We start from the raw sequence: 13,130 nt of genomic DNA, 5'->3' as shown, positions 1-13,130 counted from the left end.
CCGTCAGAGATCTTCGAGGACCGCCCGGGCCGCGTTGTGCCCAGGGATGCCGCTGACCCCGCCGCCGCGCACCGCGCCCGCGCCGCAGAGCAGCACGGTGCGGTGGCCGGTGGCCACGCCCCAGCGGGCGGCCGGGTTCTCGTCCCCGTCCTCCTCGCGGAACGGGAAGGCCAGGTCGCGGTGGAAGATGTGGCCGCCCGGCAGGCCGATCTCCCGCTCCAGCTCCGGCGGGGTCTTCGCCTCCAGGCACGGCCGCCCCTCGGCGTCCAGCGCGAGGCAGTCGGCGATCGGCTCGGCCAGCACCCGGTCCAGCTCGGCCAGACTCGCCGCCAGGGCCCGCTCCTTGGCGGCGGGATCGGCGAACAGCCGGGCGGGCAGCTGGAGTCCGAAGAGCGTCAGGGTGTGCAGGCCCTGCCGGACCGCCTCGGGGCCGAGGATCGACGGATCGGTCAGGGTGTGGCAGTAGATCTCCGAGGGCGGCGCCGAGGGCAGCCGGCCGGACTCGGCCTCCCGGTGGGCCGTGGTCAACTGCCGGTAGCCCTCGGCGATGTGGAAGGTGCCGGCGAAGGCCTCGCGCGGATCGGCGGCCGGGTCCAGCAGGCGCGGGAGGCGGCGCAGCACCATGTTGACCTTGAGCTGGGCGCCCTCCGGGGCGGGGCCGGGCTGCTCGCCGAGCAGCCGGGAGAGCACGGCGGGGGCGGCGTTCACCAGCACCCGGCGGGCTGCCGCCCGCGCCTCCGTGTCCGCCTGACGGTACGTCACCTCCGCCTCGGTGCTGCCGTCGGTGGCGATCGCGGTGACCTCGCAGCCGGTGCGCAGCTCGGCGCCGGCGGCCCGGGCGGCCTCGGCCAGCGCGTCCGTCACCGCGCCCATGCCGCCGACCGGGACGTCCCAGTCGCCGGTGCCGTTGCCGATCACGTGGTAGAGGAAGCAGCGGTTCTGCCGCAGCGCCGGGTCGTGCGGGTGGCTGAAGGTGCCGATCAGCGCGTCGGTCAGCACCACGCCGCGCACCAGGTCGTCGGCGAAGGCGGACTCCACCGCCTCGCCCAGCGGACGCTCGAACAGGGCCGCCCAGGCCGCCTCGTCGGCGACCAGGCGGCGCAGCTCGGAGCGGGTGGGCAGCGGTTCGGTCAGGGTGGGGAAGACGCGCCGGGCCACCTCGCCGGTCATCGCGTAGAAGCGCTGCCAGGCCTCCCACTCGCGGTCCGAGCCGGTGAGGGTGCGGAAGGACGCGCGGGTGCGGGCCGGGTCGCCCGCGTCCACCAGGAGGCCGGTGGGCTTGCCGTCGCGGACGGTCGGCGTGTAGGAGGAGATCCGCCGGCGGCGCAGCTCCAGCCGGAGGCCGAGGTCCCGCACGAGCCGGTGCGGGAGCAGGCTCACCAGGTAGGAGTAGCGGGAGAGCCGGACGTCCACCCCGGGAAAGGCCCGGGTGGAGACCGCCGCGCCGCCGACCTGCGGCAGCCGTTCCAGCACCAGCACCCGCTGCCCGGCCCGCGCCAGGTAGGCCGCCGCCACCAGCCCGTTGTGCCCGGCCCCGACGATCACCACGTCGTACCGCACCGCCGCCTCAGCGCTCATCCCGCCACGCTACGGCACCGTGCGGCTCACGGGAATGCACCGCGCCCGCCGGCAGCTCCGCGGCCGCCATCAAGGCGCCGGCTGCCGCCCGCCGCCTTCGTCCGTCAGAGCCGGAACCGCTGCCGGTACTCCGTCGGCGTGCTGTCCAGCACCCGGCGGAACGCCCGGACCAGGGTGTCCGTGGTGCCGAACCCGCAGCTGCCGGCGATCCGTTCCAGCGTGGCATCGGTCGACTCCAACTGCTGCCGGGCCCGTTCGACCCGGGCCGACTCCACGTAGGCGCTCGGGGTCAGGCCCAGCTCCTGCTTGAAGATCCGGGTCAGCTGCCGCTCGCCGACATGCGCCTGGGCGGCCAACTCCGGCACGGTGAGCGGCTGGTCGAGGTTGCGCTGGATGTGCAGCCGCAGCTCCTCGATCCGCCGGGTGGTCGACACCGGCTCCAGCGGCACGCTGAACTGGCTCTGCCCGCCCGGCCGTTTGAGGTACATCACGAGCTGCCGGGCCACCCGCAGCGCCATCGTCTCGCCGAAGTCCTCGGCGACCAGCGCGAGCGCCAGGTCCAGGCAGGCGCTGATCCCGGCGCCGGTCCAGACCTCGCCGGAGCGGATGAAGATCGGATCGGCGTCCACCTCCACGGCCGGGAAGTCGGCGGCCAGCCGCTGCGCCGTGGACCAGTGGGTGGTGGCCCGCTTGCCGTCCAGCAGCCCGGCGGCGGCCAGCAGGTGCGCGCCGACGCAGACCGAGGCGACCCGCCGGCTGCGCCCGGCCAGCCGGCGCACCCAGTCGACCACCGCCGGATCGGCCACCGGGTGCACCCGGCGCTCCTCATCCACCACTACCGCACCGGGCACCAGCAGGGTGTCGATCGGCCCGGCGACCGCCTCGGCGAAGGTGGTGTCGGGCAGCACCCGGACCCCGGCCGCCGTGGTCACCGGCTCCATGGTGGCGGCGGCCAGCCGGACCCGGTAGCCCGTCAGGTCCCGGCTCTCGCGCTGGACCAGCGAGAACACCTCGGGTGGCCCGGTCACGTCGAGCAGGTCCACGCCCTCGAAGAGCACCACCACGATCAGCCTGCTGACCTCGTCCACCCGCGCTCCTCCGATGTCGGTTTCTGCATGTTAGACGGCATTGCCGACACTTCGGCCGCGGCCCTAGCGTTCCTGGTGCCGGCAAGACCGGACCCCGACACACATCCGAGGCGGTACACCCATGTCTTCGACCACCCTGCGCGAGCTCAGCGGCCTCGACCAGGCACCCGCGGCCCTGGCCGGTGCCACGCTGGTCCTGGTGGACTACCAGAACACCTACACCACCGGTGTGCTGGAGCTGGACGGCTGGCGGGCCGCGCTGGATGCCGCCGCCGACCTGCTCGCCCGGGCCCGGGCGGCCGGCGCCGCCGTGATCCACGTGGTCAACGACGGCGGCGAGGGCACCCCGTACGACATCCGCGCCGAGATCGGCGCGATCCACCCGAGCGTGGCGCCGCTCGAGGGCGAGCCGGTGGTGGTCAAGCAGGCGCCGGACGCCTTCCACGGCACCGACCTGGCCGAGCAGCTGGACGCGGCCGGCCGCAAGGACGTGGTGATCGCCGGCTTCATGACCCACATGTGCGTGGCCTTCACGGCGGCCGGCGCCTTCCTGCGCGGCAACCGCCCGACCGTGGTCGCCGACGCCTGCGCCACCCGCCCGCTGGCGAGCGCGGCCGGCGAGGGGCTGACGGCCGACCAGCTGCACCGCGCCGCGCTGGCCACCATCGGCGACCTGTACGCCGTGGTGGTGCCGACGGCGGACGAGCTGGGCTGAACCGTCCGCTAGTGCGGGAACATCCGGGGCGGGCGCAGCGGGCCTGCCCCGTCCCGGAAGTCCGCGATCACCGTGGCGACCTGCCGCATGAGCTGGGTGCGCTCCAGCCGCTCCAGGTAGCAGTGGCGGGCGGCCAGCGCCTCGACCGTGACGGAGAAGTAGAGCGTCATCAGCGGGTTGACGAACAGCTCGCTGTTCCTGGTCCGCTCGGTGAACCGGACGTCGCCGAACCGCCCCTCCAGCGCCGCCGCCACCGAGCCGTGCACGATGCTCGGGTGCTCCGGGCAGGCGTCCCGGGCGTGGGCGACGGCGTCCAGGTAGAGCGCGCCCTCGCGGGAGTCGCGCGGGATGGAGAAGGCGCCCAGGTAGCCGCCCGCCCGGTCGAGCGCGGCCAGGTTCTCCAGCACCAGGGTGTGGTTGACGCCGTGGTAGGCGTCCACGCCGAAGCCCAGGCAGGCGACCAGGCGCTCCGGCACCTGCGGCAGACCGGCGACGGCGGCGAGGCTGGCCATGTCCTCCTCGGGCGTGCCGAGCCCGGCCTCGTCGCCGCGCATCAGGATGTCCGTGCCGCCGTCCACCAGCAGGATCGCGTCGATCCCCAGCCGCTCGACCAGCTCCCGGTAGGCGGCACGCAGCGGCTGCACCCCGACCGGGGCGAACGCCCAGACGGTGTCCGGCATCCCGTGCAGCCGGAGCCAGCGGGCCAGCGTCCGCTCGGGGAAGTAGCGCTCGGCGGACCGGGTCTCGGGCGTGATCCGGGCCAGCTCGGGCGCCTCCCAGACCTCGGCGTCCAGGCCGTAGAGGTGGCTGAACGACAGGTTCGCCAAGTGGACCTCCTTGCCCGCCGCCCGCAGCGCGAGGGCCAGCGGCAGGCCGCCGTAGACGTCGAAACCGCCGCCCGCGCCCGCGATCAGGATGCGGTCGGCGGCTTTCAGGCGGGTGAGCAGCGCAGGCTCGAAGAGGGAGGGCATCCGTCGAAGCTAGCCGCGGAGCGGGTGCGGGGACAACGAGGATTCCGTCCGCACCGTGGATGCTCCGCGCGCCGCCCGGCGAACCGCGGCTAGCGTCCGGGTGAACAGGCGTCAGCTGAGGGGGAGTCGGACATGGCCGGGATCGAGTACGACCAGCGCATCGCGGAGCAGTACCGCGCCGCGCGCGAAGTGCCGCGCGCGGGCCTGTCCGCCTGGCGGGAGGCGCTGGCGGCGGCCGGCGCGGACGGGCTGCGCCCCGGGCGGACGGTGCTCGACCTCGGCGCGGGCACCGGCGCCTTCGCCGCCGCGTTCCGCGACTGGTTCGACGTCCGGGTGCTGGCCGTCGAACCCGCCGCCGCGATGCGGGCGCTGATCCCCGCCGACGAGCGGATCGAGGTCCTGGCCGGCCGCGGCGAGGCCCTGCCGCTGCCGGACGCCTGCGCCGACGCGGCCTGGCTCGGCTCGGTGCTGCACCACCTCACCGACCTCGGCGCCACCGCCCGCGAACTGCGCCGGGTCCTGCGCCCCGGCGCGCCCGTGCTGATCCGCAACCTCTTCCCGGGCCGCGCCGACCGCGACCTGCGGGTGCGGTTCTTCCCCGAGACGGCGGCGGGGATCGCGCACTACCCGACGCCCGAGGCGGTGAGCGCGGCCTTCGCCGCCGCGGGGTTCCGCCGGGTCTCGCTGACCGCCGTGCCGCAGCACAGCGCGGCGACGCTGACGGAGTACGCGGACCGGCTGCGCCAGGACAGCGACAGCAAACTGCGGGGGCTCAGCGCCGAGCAGTACGCCGCCGGGCTGGCCCGGTTGCGGGAGGCGGGGCGCCGCGAGGCGGCCGAGCCGGCGGTGAGCTGGATGGACCTGCTGGTGCTGCGGGCGGCGGGTGGCCGCGACCCGCGTGTGGGGGATCCGGGCGACTGAACCGCCGCGGTGGTTGACTGGAGGCCACCGGGAGTCGAGCCGAGCGCGAGGAGCGGGCGCCATGGACGTGCCGACACTGCACGGGGCACAGGTGGTGCTGCGCCCGGCCGAGGCCGGGGACGTGGCCGCGCTGGCGGAGATCCGCGGCACCCCGGAGGTCTACCGGCGCTGGCGCGGCGGCCCGGACCTGGCGGCCACGGTGGCGGAGGAGCTGTCGGACCCGGGGGAGCAGACCTTCGCGGTGCTGCTGGACGGCCGGGTGGTCGGCGCGATCCAGTGGGCGCAGGAGAACGAGCCCGACTACCGGCACGCCAGCATCGACCTCTACCTCGACCCGGCGGTCCACGGCCAGGGGCTGGGCACCGACGCGGTCCGCACCCTGGCCCGCCACCTGATCGCCGACCACGGCCACCACCGCCTCACCATCGACCCGGCCGCCGACAACGCCCCCGCCATCGCCTGCTACACCAAGGTCGGCTTCCGCCCGGTCGGCGTGCTGCGCCGCTACGAGCGGGGCGCGGAGGGGGAGTGGCACGACGGGTTGCTGATGGATCTGCTGGCGGAGGAACTGGCGTAACCGGCGCCGCCCGGCCGTCCGATCGGGTTCACCCGGGCGTCTCCCACCGGTGGTCCTTCGGTGGCCGACGTTTCGTCGCACCCCGCTGTCCGGGGAGGTCGGGGCCGGGCTAGCCTGCATCAGGATCGATGGCCGAGACGACGGGGGTGCGGGATGCAGGACGACGACAGCCAGTGGCGGGACGACGGGACGACCTTCCGGCCGCCGGCCGGGTGTCCGCTCTGCGGGGGCGAGCTGCGTCAGGTGGAGCTCGGGCCGACGCACGAGGTGAGCGGTCTGAGTGTGCGGGTGCACGTGGCGCGCAAGCTGTTCGCGCGGAAGTCGCGGATCGAGGCGATGGCCTGCCGGGGGTGCGGGCATGTGCTGAGCTTCATGGCCAACCCCGAGGTGATGGACGAGCCGCCCGCCAAGTCCCGCCGCCGGGGCGAGTGACCGGGCGGCGCCGCTGGGGGCGTCCGCCGACCGCGCCGGCTGGCGGACACCCCCAGCGGCGCCCCTAGGAGTCGAAGCCCACGTGGACGTGGTCGTGGTGGGTGTCGTCGCTGAAGAACTGGTTGGGCGTGCTGCCGCCGCTCAACTGCCGTGGGCCGCCCACGTTGTAGGAGCCCGCCGCGGCGGCGGCGCGCATGAAGCCGTCCACCAGGTCATGGGGGGTGGCCGGGTCGACCACCGGCCGGCCGTTGATGCGCCAGACGTCGAAGGCGCGGCCCAGCGGGTGGTCGCTGGGGCGGGCGGTGCCGAAGACGTCCAGCGGGTGGCCGGAGCGGACCACGCTGATGTCCAGGGTGTACTGCCGGGCCAGCGTCAGCATCGCCTGGAGCGCGGTGTCGTGGATCCGACCGCTCGCCACGTCGGCGTGGGCGGCGGGCGGCAGGTGGATGCGGTCGGAGGCGAGCACTTGGCGGGCGGGGTCGCTGAGGGCGGCGGCGGGCGGGCCGGGTTCGGCGGGGTGCAGGGCGGTGACGGTCCAGCGCGGGGCGGCGCTGCTCAGCCGGACGTCCACGGTGGTGCCGCCGGCGCCCTGCGGGGTCCACTGCTCGCAGACCACCAGCACGCTGGCCGAGTCGGCGAGGATGCCGCCGTACTGGGCGTAGACCACCTGCAGCGCGGCCTGCGCGGCGTCCGGCAGCAGCGGGCCGGCCTGACCGACCAGCGCCGGGTCCACGCCGCCGAGGGCGGCCACCCGGGACCGGGCCGCGGCGCTGCCGGACTGCCCCGGCGGCCAGGCGCCGATCGCCTCGACCACCTGCGCGGCCCGCAGCTTGACGTCGGGTTGGAGCTCACCGGGGCCGGGGGACCAGGCGGTGGTGGCGGGCAGCGTCGCCGACGGAGCAGGCGAAGCAGGAGGGGAGCCAGAGGGCGAGGGAGAAGCCGAGAGAGACGGTGAGGAGGGAGACGGCGAGGGAGACGGCGAGGGAGAAGCCGAGGCGGCGGTCGCCGCCGAGCCTGCGGGCTTCGGCGCGCCGGACTCGCAGCCGGCGAGAGCGCCGATCACAACCGAGAGCACCGCTCTCCGTGGCAGCGCACTCCTCGGCACCGCTTTCCTCGGCGCTGCCCCGCCGCCGTCCGCTCGCATGCCGTCCAGCGTCGCCCGGTGCGGGCCCGGTCCGCGGGCGCACCGCCGCGCGGACCGGGATCTGACACCTGGTCAGCCCAGGCCGAGGCTCGAGAGCGCGGTGGTCCAGTCGCTGGCGATGGCGTTCTGCGCGTCCGCCAGGGCGACGGTGCCGTTGCAGACCGCGGTCTTCAGCTTGTTCTCGACGCCGTCCTTGGTGTACGAGGTGCCGCCCGAGCTGTCGGTCGTGTAGCGCGGCTCCGGCCACAGGTTGAGCGGAGAGGTCGGCGAACCGCCCAGCTCCAGCGGGATGAAGTGGTCCTCCTCGTAGTCCGACATCAAGGTGTCGGAGTAGCCGTAGGCGATGATCCCCTGCGCCTTCAGCCTGTTGGTGTAGGTGGTCGAGGGGCGGATGGTGGCGGTCCAGCCGGAGACGCAGATGGTGGAGCCTATGGTGGCCTGGGTGACGGAGGGGTTGAGCGCGCCCGGGGTGCAGGACGGGTCGGGCAGCGGCAGGTAGTCCTGCGAGCAGGTGGCCGCGGCGGTGGCGGCCGGGGTGGCGAGGGCCGGGGCGGCGTGCGCGACGGGCGCGAGGGCGCCGAGCGCCAGCGCCGCGGTGAGGGCGGTGCCGGCCGCGCTGAGACGGCGGTTCATCGAAGGCATGGGAGCTCCAGGAGTGGGGCCCGGTCTCGGGAAGCCGGGTTCGATGCGTCCATGACATCAGTGCGGCACCCACGGCTGAAGGGGGCAGCCGGTTAACAGTCGGTGACGCGCGTAGCGCGCGCCGGAACGCCGCCGGCCGCCGGCCCCGCCGGAACGCCGTCGGCCCCGCCGCCGCAGCGGGGCCGACCGCCTGACGCCGCCTCAGCCCGCCGTGGTGAAGACCAGCGACACGTTGTGCCCGCCGAACCCGAAGGAGTTCGCCAGCGCCGCCCGGTAACTGCCCCGGCGCGGGCCGCCGGTCACGATGTCCAGCTTCACCCGCGGGTCCTGCCGCTCCAGGTTGATGGTGGCCGGCACCACCTGCTCGCGCAGCGCCAGCACCGTGGCCAGCGCGCCCAGCGACCCGGCCCCGCCCATCAGGTGACCGGTCATCGACTTGGTGGCCGTCACCGCCGGGTGGCTGCCGATCGCCTCGGTGACCGACTCGGCCTCCGCCAGGTCGCCCAGGTCGGTGGAGGTGGCGTGCGCGTGCACCAGGTCGATCTCCTGCGGCGACAGCCCGGCCGACTCCAGCGCCAGCCGGATCGCCCGGACCTGCCCCTCCCGGCTGCCCGCCGTGATGTGGTAGGCGTCGGAGCTTATCCCCGAGCCGGCCAGCCGGGCGTGCACCCGGGCGCCCCGGGCCGCCGCGAACTCCGGGCTCTCCAGCACCAGCAGCGCCGAGCCCTCGGCGAAGACGAAGCCGTCCCGGTCGGTGTCGAAGGGCCGGGAGGCCCGCTTCGGGTCCTCGTTGCGGGTGGTCAGCGCCTTGGCCTGGCCGAAGGCGGCCAGCGGCAGTGGGTGGATCAGCGCCTCGGTGCCGCCCGCGATCACCACGTCGGCCCGGCCGAGCCGGATCAGGTCGAGCGCCATCGAGAGCGCTTCGGCCCCGGAGGCGCAGGCGCTGACCGGGGTGAACGCCCCGGCCCTGGCGCCGAACTCGATGCTGACCTGGGCGGCCGAGCCGTTCGCCATCAGCATCGGCACGGTGTGCGGGGAGACCTTGCGCGGCCCGGAGGCCTCCAGCACGTCGTCCTGGCCGAGCAGGGTGAGCGCTCCGCCCGTCCCGGTGCCGATCACCACGGCCAGCCGCTCCGGCGCCACCTCGGGCGAGCCCGCGTCGGCCCAGGCCTCCCGGGCGGCGATCAGCGCCAACTGCTGGCAGCGGTCCAGCTTGCGGGCCCGGATCCGGTCCAGCACCTCGGACGGGTCCACCTTGGCCCGCGACACCACTCTGGCGGGCAGCCCCTGCGCCCACTCGTCCTGCGCCACGCTCGCACCGGACTCCCCGGCCAGCATCGCCGCCCAGGTGCTGGGCACATCGCCGCCCAGCGGCGTGGTGGCACCGAGCCCGGTCACCGTCGCCGCCACCCCAGAGAACCTCATCCAGCCCCACCTCGTTGTCCGCGGTTCACTACCGGACGCCACGGCGTGCTGCCGGGCGTCTGTTCGTGCGACCACTGTGACAAGCGAGTTGGGGTGATCGTCATGCTTGGCCCGGTCGATTTCCCGGCGCTGGAGTTGTGGGGACCCGACAATAGTGGGTGGACGGTCAGTCGGTCAGACGGCGCTCCAGCGAGGCCATCTTGCGGGTCAGGCCGTCGGTGACCCCGCCCCGGTCGTCGATCTTGATCACCGTGCTGACCCGGTTGGCGAACGGCTTGACGGCCTCCACCGCCTCCTTGATCACCGCCATCACCTCGTCCCAGTCGCCCTCGACCGAGGTGAACATCGCATCGGTCCGGTGCGGCAGGCCGCTGGCCCGGACCACCTTCACGGCGGCGGCCACGGCCTCGGCGACCTCCTCGCCGATCCCGATCGGGGTGACGCTGAACGCGGCGATCATGAGCGGCTCTCCCTCGGCGGCCGGACTCCTGCGCGCCATGCTGCCACAGGCCCGCCCGACGCGCCGTCAATCCCGGCAGACCGGCTGAGCCACGGCCCGTCAGCCCGTCAGCCTGTTGGCCCGTCAGCCCGTCAGCCGCCGTAGACACCCCGGCAGAGCCGCTCCTGCTCGGACCCCGGCGTCAGCTGCCCGTACTGCTCGGCCAGCGCGCACATGCCGGAGCCCTCGGCCGGCCCGGGCGCGGGGGAGGGCCGCCGGGGCACCTGCTGCGGAGCGGCCGGCTGCCCCGGGACCGGCGCCGCGGGCGCGGGCTGCCGCGGTGGCGGCGCCGGATGCGGGCGGGCGGAGGGCCGGACGGGCCCGGCGGGCGAGCCGGCCGCCGCCGAGGGCCCGGCCGGCACCTCGGCCGCCTCCACCTCCGCCGAGCCGTGCTCCGGCACGGCCCCGGACGGCGGCGGCAGCGGCGCCGTGCCCTGCTGCACGGCCGCCCGCCCCGGCGCGCCGGGCGTGGGCGCGCCGGGGGAGAGCGACGGGCTCGGGCTGACCAGGCTGACCATCGGCCCGGCGGGCGGCAGTTGCTCGGCACAGCCGGTCAGCGCCAGGCCCGCCGCCAGGGCCAGCCCGGCCAGCGCCGCGGCGGTGTTTCGGTAGTCCACGGCGGGTGCAACGAGCCGACCGCCCCGGAGGCGACGCCCCGTCAACCCGCCGCCGCCGAAGACACTCCCTAGAGCCGGGGGATCACCTCCGCGCCGTAGGCGTCGATGGTGGCCTCGATCGCGTCGTGCATCGCGTACACGGCGAACTGGTCCACACCCAGCTCCCGCAGCCGCTCCAGCCGGGCCAGCTGCGCCGCGACCGGGCCGATCAGGCAGAACCGGTCCACGATCGCGTCCGGCACGAAGGCGGTGTCCGGGTTCCCGGCCCGCCCGTGGTGCGCGTAGTCGTAGCCCTGCCGGCCCTTGATGTACTCGGTCAGCTCCTCCGGCACCAGGTCGGAGTGCTCGCCGTAGTGCCGCACCAGGTCCGCCACGTGGTTGCCGACCATCCCGCCGAACCAGCGGCACTGCTCGCGGGCGTGCGCCAGCGCGGCGGGCGAGTCGTCGGCCGTGACGTACGCCGGCGCGGCCACGCAGATCCGCACCGAGGCCGGATCCCGCCCGGCCGCCGCGGCCGCCGCCCGGACCGCCTTCACCATGTACTCGGTCAGGTACGGATCGGCCAGCTGCAGGATGAAGCCGTCGGCCTGGCGCCCCGTCAGCTCCAGCGCCCGGGGGCCGTAGGCGGCCATCCAGACCGGCAGCCGGCCGTCCCGCACCCAGGGCAGGTGCAGCTCGGTGCCGTCCAGCTCGACGCTGCGGCCCTCCGCCAGCTCCTTGATCACGTGCATCGCCTCGCCCAGCCTGGCCAGGGTGGCCGGCTTGCGCCCCGCCACCCGCTGGGCCGAGTCGCCGCGCCCGATCCCGCAGACCGTCCGGTTGCCGAACATCTCGTTCAGCGTGGCGAAGAGCGAGGCGGTCACCTCCCAGCTGCGGGTGGCCGGGTTGGTCACCATCGGACCCACCGTCAGCCGGCTGGTCCGCGCCAGGATCTGGCTGTAGATGACGAACGGTTCCTGCCAGAGCACGCAGGAGTCGAAGGTCCAGCCGTGGCTGAACCCGGCGGCCTCCGCACGGCACATCCGCTCCACCACCAGACTGCCCGGCGGATCGGTCTGCAGGACGAGTCCGACGTCCATCGGCGCACCACCCTTTCCCAACATCAGTTGACGTACTGACAGGTCCCCCGGCGCAGGAACCGCCCGTGTCCGGCGCGCCCCCGCCACTCGCCGCGGTCCAGCACGACGGTGCCCCGGGAGAGCACCGTCCGCACCCCGCCGCCGACCCGGGTGCCCTCGTAGGCCGAGTAGTCCACGTTCATGTGGTGGGTGGCGGCGGACAGGGTGTGCGCGGCGGCCGGGTCGTAGACCACCACGTCGGCGTCGGCCCCGGGCGCGATGGTGCCCTTGCGCGGGTAGAGGCCGAACATCCGGGCCGGCGCCGCGCAGGCCAGGTCGATCCAGCGGCGCCGCGAGATCCGCCCGTCCAGCACCGCCTGGTGCAGCAGGTCCATCCGGTCCTCCACCCCCGGCAGCCCGTTGGGGATCTTGGAGAAGTCGCCGCGGCCGAGCTCCTTCTGCCCGGTGAAGCAGAACGGGCAGTGGTCGGTGGAGACCACCTGGAGGTCGTCGGTGCGCAGCCCCTTCCACAGCTCGGCCTGGTGCTCGCGCGGCCGCAGCGGGGTGGAGCAGACGTACTTGGCGCCCTCGAAACCGGGCTCGGCCAGCTTGTCCACGTCCAGGAAGAGGTACTGCGGGCAGGTCTCGCCGAACACCGGCAGCCCCTGGTCCCGGGCGGCGGCCAGCTCGGCCAGCGCCGAGCCGGCCGACACGTGCACCACGTAGAGCGGCGCGCCCGCCACCTGGGCCAGCTTGACGGCCCGGTGCACCGCCTCCGCCTCCAGCAGCTCGCGCCGCACCTCGCCGTGGTAGCGCGGGTCGGTCCGCCCGGCCGCCAGCGCCTGTTCCACCAGCACGTCGATCGCCAGGCCGTTCTCGGCGTGGATCATCGTCAGCGCACCGTTGCCGGCGGCCCGCTGCATGGCCCGCAGGATCCGCCCGTCGTCGCTGTAGAAGACGCCGGGGTATGCCATGAAGAGTTTGAAGGAGGTGGACTCGCCGGAGTCGGTGAGCAGGTCCATCTCCTTCAGCACCGGCTCGGTGACGTCCGAGACGATGGTGTGGAAGCCGTAGTCGATCGCGCAGTTGCCCTCCGCCTTGGCATGCCAGGCATCCAGCCCGGCCCGCAGACTGCCGCCCCGGGGCTGCACCGCGAAGTCGACGATCGTGGTGGTGCCGCCCCAGGCGGCGGCCCGGGTGCCGGTCTCGAAGGTGTCCGAGGCGGCGGTGCCGCCGAACGGCAGCTCCATGTGGGTGTGCGCGTCCACCCCGCCCGGGATCACGTACTGGTCGGTGGCGTCGATGACGGTCTCGGCCGTCCAGGCTTCGGCGGCGTCGCTGCCGGTGGCTGCGAGGGCCACGATCCGGTCGCCTTCGATCAGCACGTCAGCGTGAATCTCGTCGGCGGCGGTGATCACCAGGCCGCCCTTGATCAGGGTCCGCGTCACTCGCTGGCTCCTCTC

General features: G+C 74.8%; 14 protein-coding genes. 4 read left to right on the top strand and 10 right to left on the bottom strand.

The window, feature by feature from the left end; genetic code table 11:
- Positions 1-3: 3 nt before the first annotated feature.
- Positions 4-1,578 (bottom strand): phytoene desaturase family protein, encoded by a 1,575-nt coding sequence (locus tag ACFYNO_RS12425; protein ID WP_388009687.1) that lies wholly within the window; start codon positions 1,576-1,578, stop codon positions 4-6.
- A gap of 104 nt (positions 1,579-1,682) precedes the next feature.
- A complete protein-coding gene (locus ACFYNO_RS12420; RefSeq protein WP_388009684.1) occupies positions 1,683-2,666 on the bottom strand; it encodes a GlxA family transcriptional regulator in 984 nt (327 codons plus the stop codon).
- A 121-nt stretch (positions 2,667-2,787) separates the two neighbouring features.
- Between ACFYNO_RS12420 and ACFYNO_RS12415 the strand changes: the two genes are divergently transcribed.
- Positions 2,788-3,381 carry an isochorismatase family protein gene (locus ACFYNO_RS12415; RefSeq protein ID WP_388009681.1) on the top strand — a complete coding sequence of 198 codons (594 nt, stop codon included), beginning with the start codon at positions 2,788-2,790 and terminating at the stop codon, positions 3,379-3,381.
- An 8-nt stretch (positions 3,382-3,389) separates the two neighbouring features.
- On the opposite strand, the gene ACFYNO_RS12410 is transcribed toward ACFYNO_RS12415, so the two are convergent.
- Positions 3,390-4,352 carry a DUF1152 domain-containing protein gene (locus ACFYNO_RS12410; RefSeq protein ID WP_388009678.1) on the bottom strand — a complete coding sequence of 321 codons (963 nt, stop codon included), beginning with the start codon at positions 4,350-4,352 and terminating at the stop codon, positions 3,390-3,392.
- Positions 4,353-4,484: 132 nt separating this feature from the next.
- On the opposite strand from ACFYNO_RS12410, the gene ACFYNO_RS12405 reads away from it, so the two are divergent.
- The 3 genes from ACFYNO_RS12405 to ACFYNO_RS12395 all read left to right on the top strand — a co-directional run bounded on the left by ACFYNO_RS12405 (position 4,485) and on the right by ACFYNO_RS12395 (position 6,282).
- Positions 4,485-5,273, top strand: a complete 789-nt coding sequence (locus tag ACFYNO_RS12405; protein ID WP_388009675.1) for a class I SAM-dependent methyltransferase — start codon at positions 4,485-4,487, stop codon at positions 5,271-5,273.
- Between the two features lie 61 nt (positions 5,274-5,334).
- Positions 5,335-5,850: a GNAT family N-acetyltransferase gene (locus ACFYNO_RS12400; protein WP_388009672.1), complete on the top strand. Its 516-nt coding sequence runs from the start codon at positions 5,335-5,337 to the stop codon at positions 5,848-5,850.
- A gap of 153 nt (positions 5,851-6,003) precedes the next feature.
- Complete coding sequence (locus tag ACFYNO_RS12395; protein ID WP_388009669.1) at positions 6,004-6,282, top strand: hypothetical protein; 279 nt, start codon at positions 6,004-6,006, stop codon at positions 6,280-6,282.
- A 64-nt stretch (positions 6,283-6,346) separates the two neighbouring features.
- Here ACFYNO_RS12395 and ACFYNO_RS12390 read toward each other — a convergent pair whose 3' ends face one another.
- From ACFYNO_RS12390 to hydA, 7 genes are all read right to left on the bottom strand, one after another.
- A complete protein-coding gene (locus tag ACFYNO_RS12390; RefSeq protein ID WP_388009667.1) occupies positions 6,347-7,096 on the bottom strand; it encodes a hypothetical protein in 750 nt (249 codons plus the stop codon).
- Between the two features lie 402 nt (positions 7,097-7,498).
- Positions 7,499-8,059 carry a hypothetical protein gene (locus tag ACFYNO_RS12385; RefSeq protein WP_388009664.1) on the bottom strand — a complete coding sequence of 187 codons (561 nt, stop codon included), beginning with the start codon at positions 8,057-8,059 and terminating at the stop codon, positions 7,499-7,501.
- A 210-nt stretch (positions 8,060-8,269) separates the two neighbouring features.
- Positions 8,270-9,493, bottom strand: coding sequence for a beta-ketoacyl-[acyl-carrier-protein] synthase family protein (locus ACFYNO_RS12380; protein WP_388009661.1), 1,224 nt, complete (start codon positions 9,491-9,493; stop codon positions 8,270-8,272).
- A gap of 166 nt (positions 9,494-9,659) precedes the next feature.
- Entirely contained in the window at positions 9,660-9,953 is a 294-nt protein-coding gene (locus ACFYNO_RS12375; protein WP_388009658.1) for an MTH1187 family thiamine-binding protein, read from the bottom strand.
- A gap of 131 nt (positions 9,954-10,084) precedes the next feature.
- The gene (locus tag ACFYNO_RS12370; RefSeq protein WP_388009655.1) at positions 10,085-10,609 is read right to left on the bottom strand and encodes a hypothetical protein; all 525 of its coding nucleotides are present in this window, start codon (positions 10,607-10,609) and stop codon (positions 10,085-10,087) included.
- Between the two features lie 68 nt (positions 10,610-10,677).
- Positions 10,678-11,688 carry a TIGR03842 family LLM class F420-dependent oxidoreductase gene (locus ACFYNO_RS12365; RefSeq protein WP_388009652.1) on the bottom strand — a complete coding sequence of 337 codons (1,011 nt, stop codon included), beginning with the start codon at positions 11,686-11,688 and terminating at the stop codon, positions 10,678-10,680.
- 23 nt (positions 11,689-11,711) lie between these two features.
- A complete protein-coding gene (gene hydA / locus ACFYNO_RS12360) occupies positions 11,712-13,115 on the bottom strand; it encodes a dihydropyrimidinase (RefSeq protein ID WP_388009649.1) in 1,404 nt (467 codons plus the stop codon).
- Positions 13,116-13,130: the final 15 nt, after the last annotated feature.

This window comes from Kitasatospora sp. NPDC006697, assembly GCF_042869935.1.
In the GTDB taxonomy this organism is placed as follows: Bacteria; Actinomycetota; Actinomycetes; order Streptomycetales; family Streptomycetaceae; genus Kitasatospora.
This window is presented reverse-complemented; position numbering and strand designations above follow the sequence as displayed.

Bases quoted from the DNA above. Each gene is read 5' to 3' on its own strand.
- ACFYNO_RS12425 (WP_388009687.1), bottom strand. From the start codon at position 1,578: ATGAGCGCTGAGGCGGCGGTGCGGTACGACGTGGTGATCGTCGGGGCC.
- ACFYNO_RS12415 (WP_388009681.1), top strand. From the start codon at position 2,788: ATGTCTTCGACCACCCTGCGCGAGCTCAGCGGCCTCGACCAGGCACCC.
- ACFYNO_RS12410 (WP_388009678.1), bottom strand. From the start codon at position 4,352: ATGCCCTCCCTCTTCGAGCCTGCGCTGCTCACCCGCCTGAAAGCCGCC.
- ACFYNO_RS12405 (WP_388009675.1), top strand. From the start codon at position 4,485: ATGGCCGGGATCGAGTACGACCAGCGCATCGCGGAGCAGTACCGCGCC.
- ACFYNO_RS12400 (WP_388009672.1), top strand. From the start codon at position 5,335: ATGGACGTGCCGACACTGCACGGGGCACAGGTGGTGCTGCGCCCGGCC.
- ACFYNO_RS12395 (WP_388009669.1), top strand. From the start codon at position 6,004: ATGCAGGACGACGACAGCCAGTGGCGGGACGACGGGACGACCTTCCGG.
- ACFYNO_RS12385 (WP_388009664.1), bottom strand. From the start codon at position 8,059: ATGAACCGCCGTCTCAGCGCGGCCGGCACCGCCCTCACCGCGGCGCTG.
- ACFYNO_RS12380 (WP_388009661.1), bottom strand. From the start codon at position 9,493: ATGAGGTTCTCTGGGGTGGCGGCGACGGTGACCGGGCTCGGTGCCACC.
- ACFYNO_RS12375 (WP_388009658.1), bottom strand. From the start codon at position 9,953: ATGATCGCCGCGTTCAGCGTCACCCCGATCGGGATCGGCGAGGAGGTC.
- ACFYNO_RS12365 (WP_388009652.1), bottom strand. From the start codon at position 11,688: ATGGACGTCGGACTCGTCCTGCAGACCGATCCGCCGGGCAGTCTGGTG.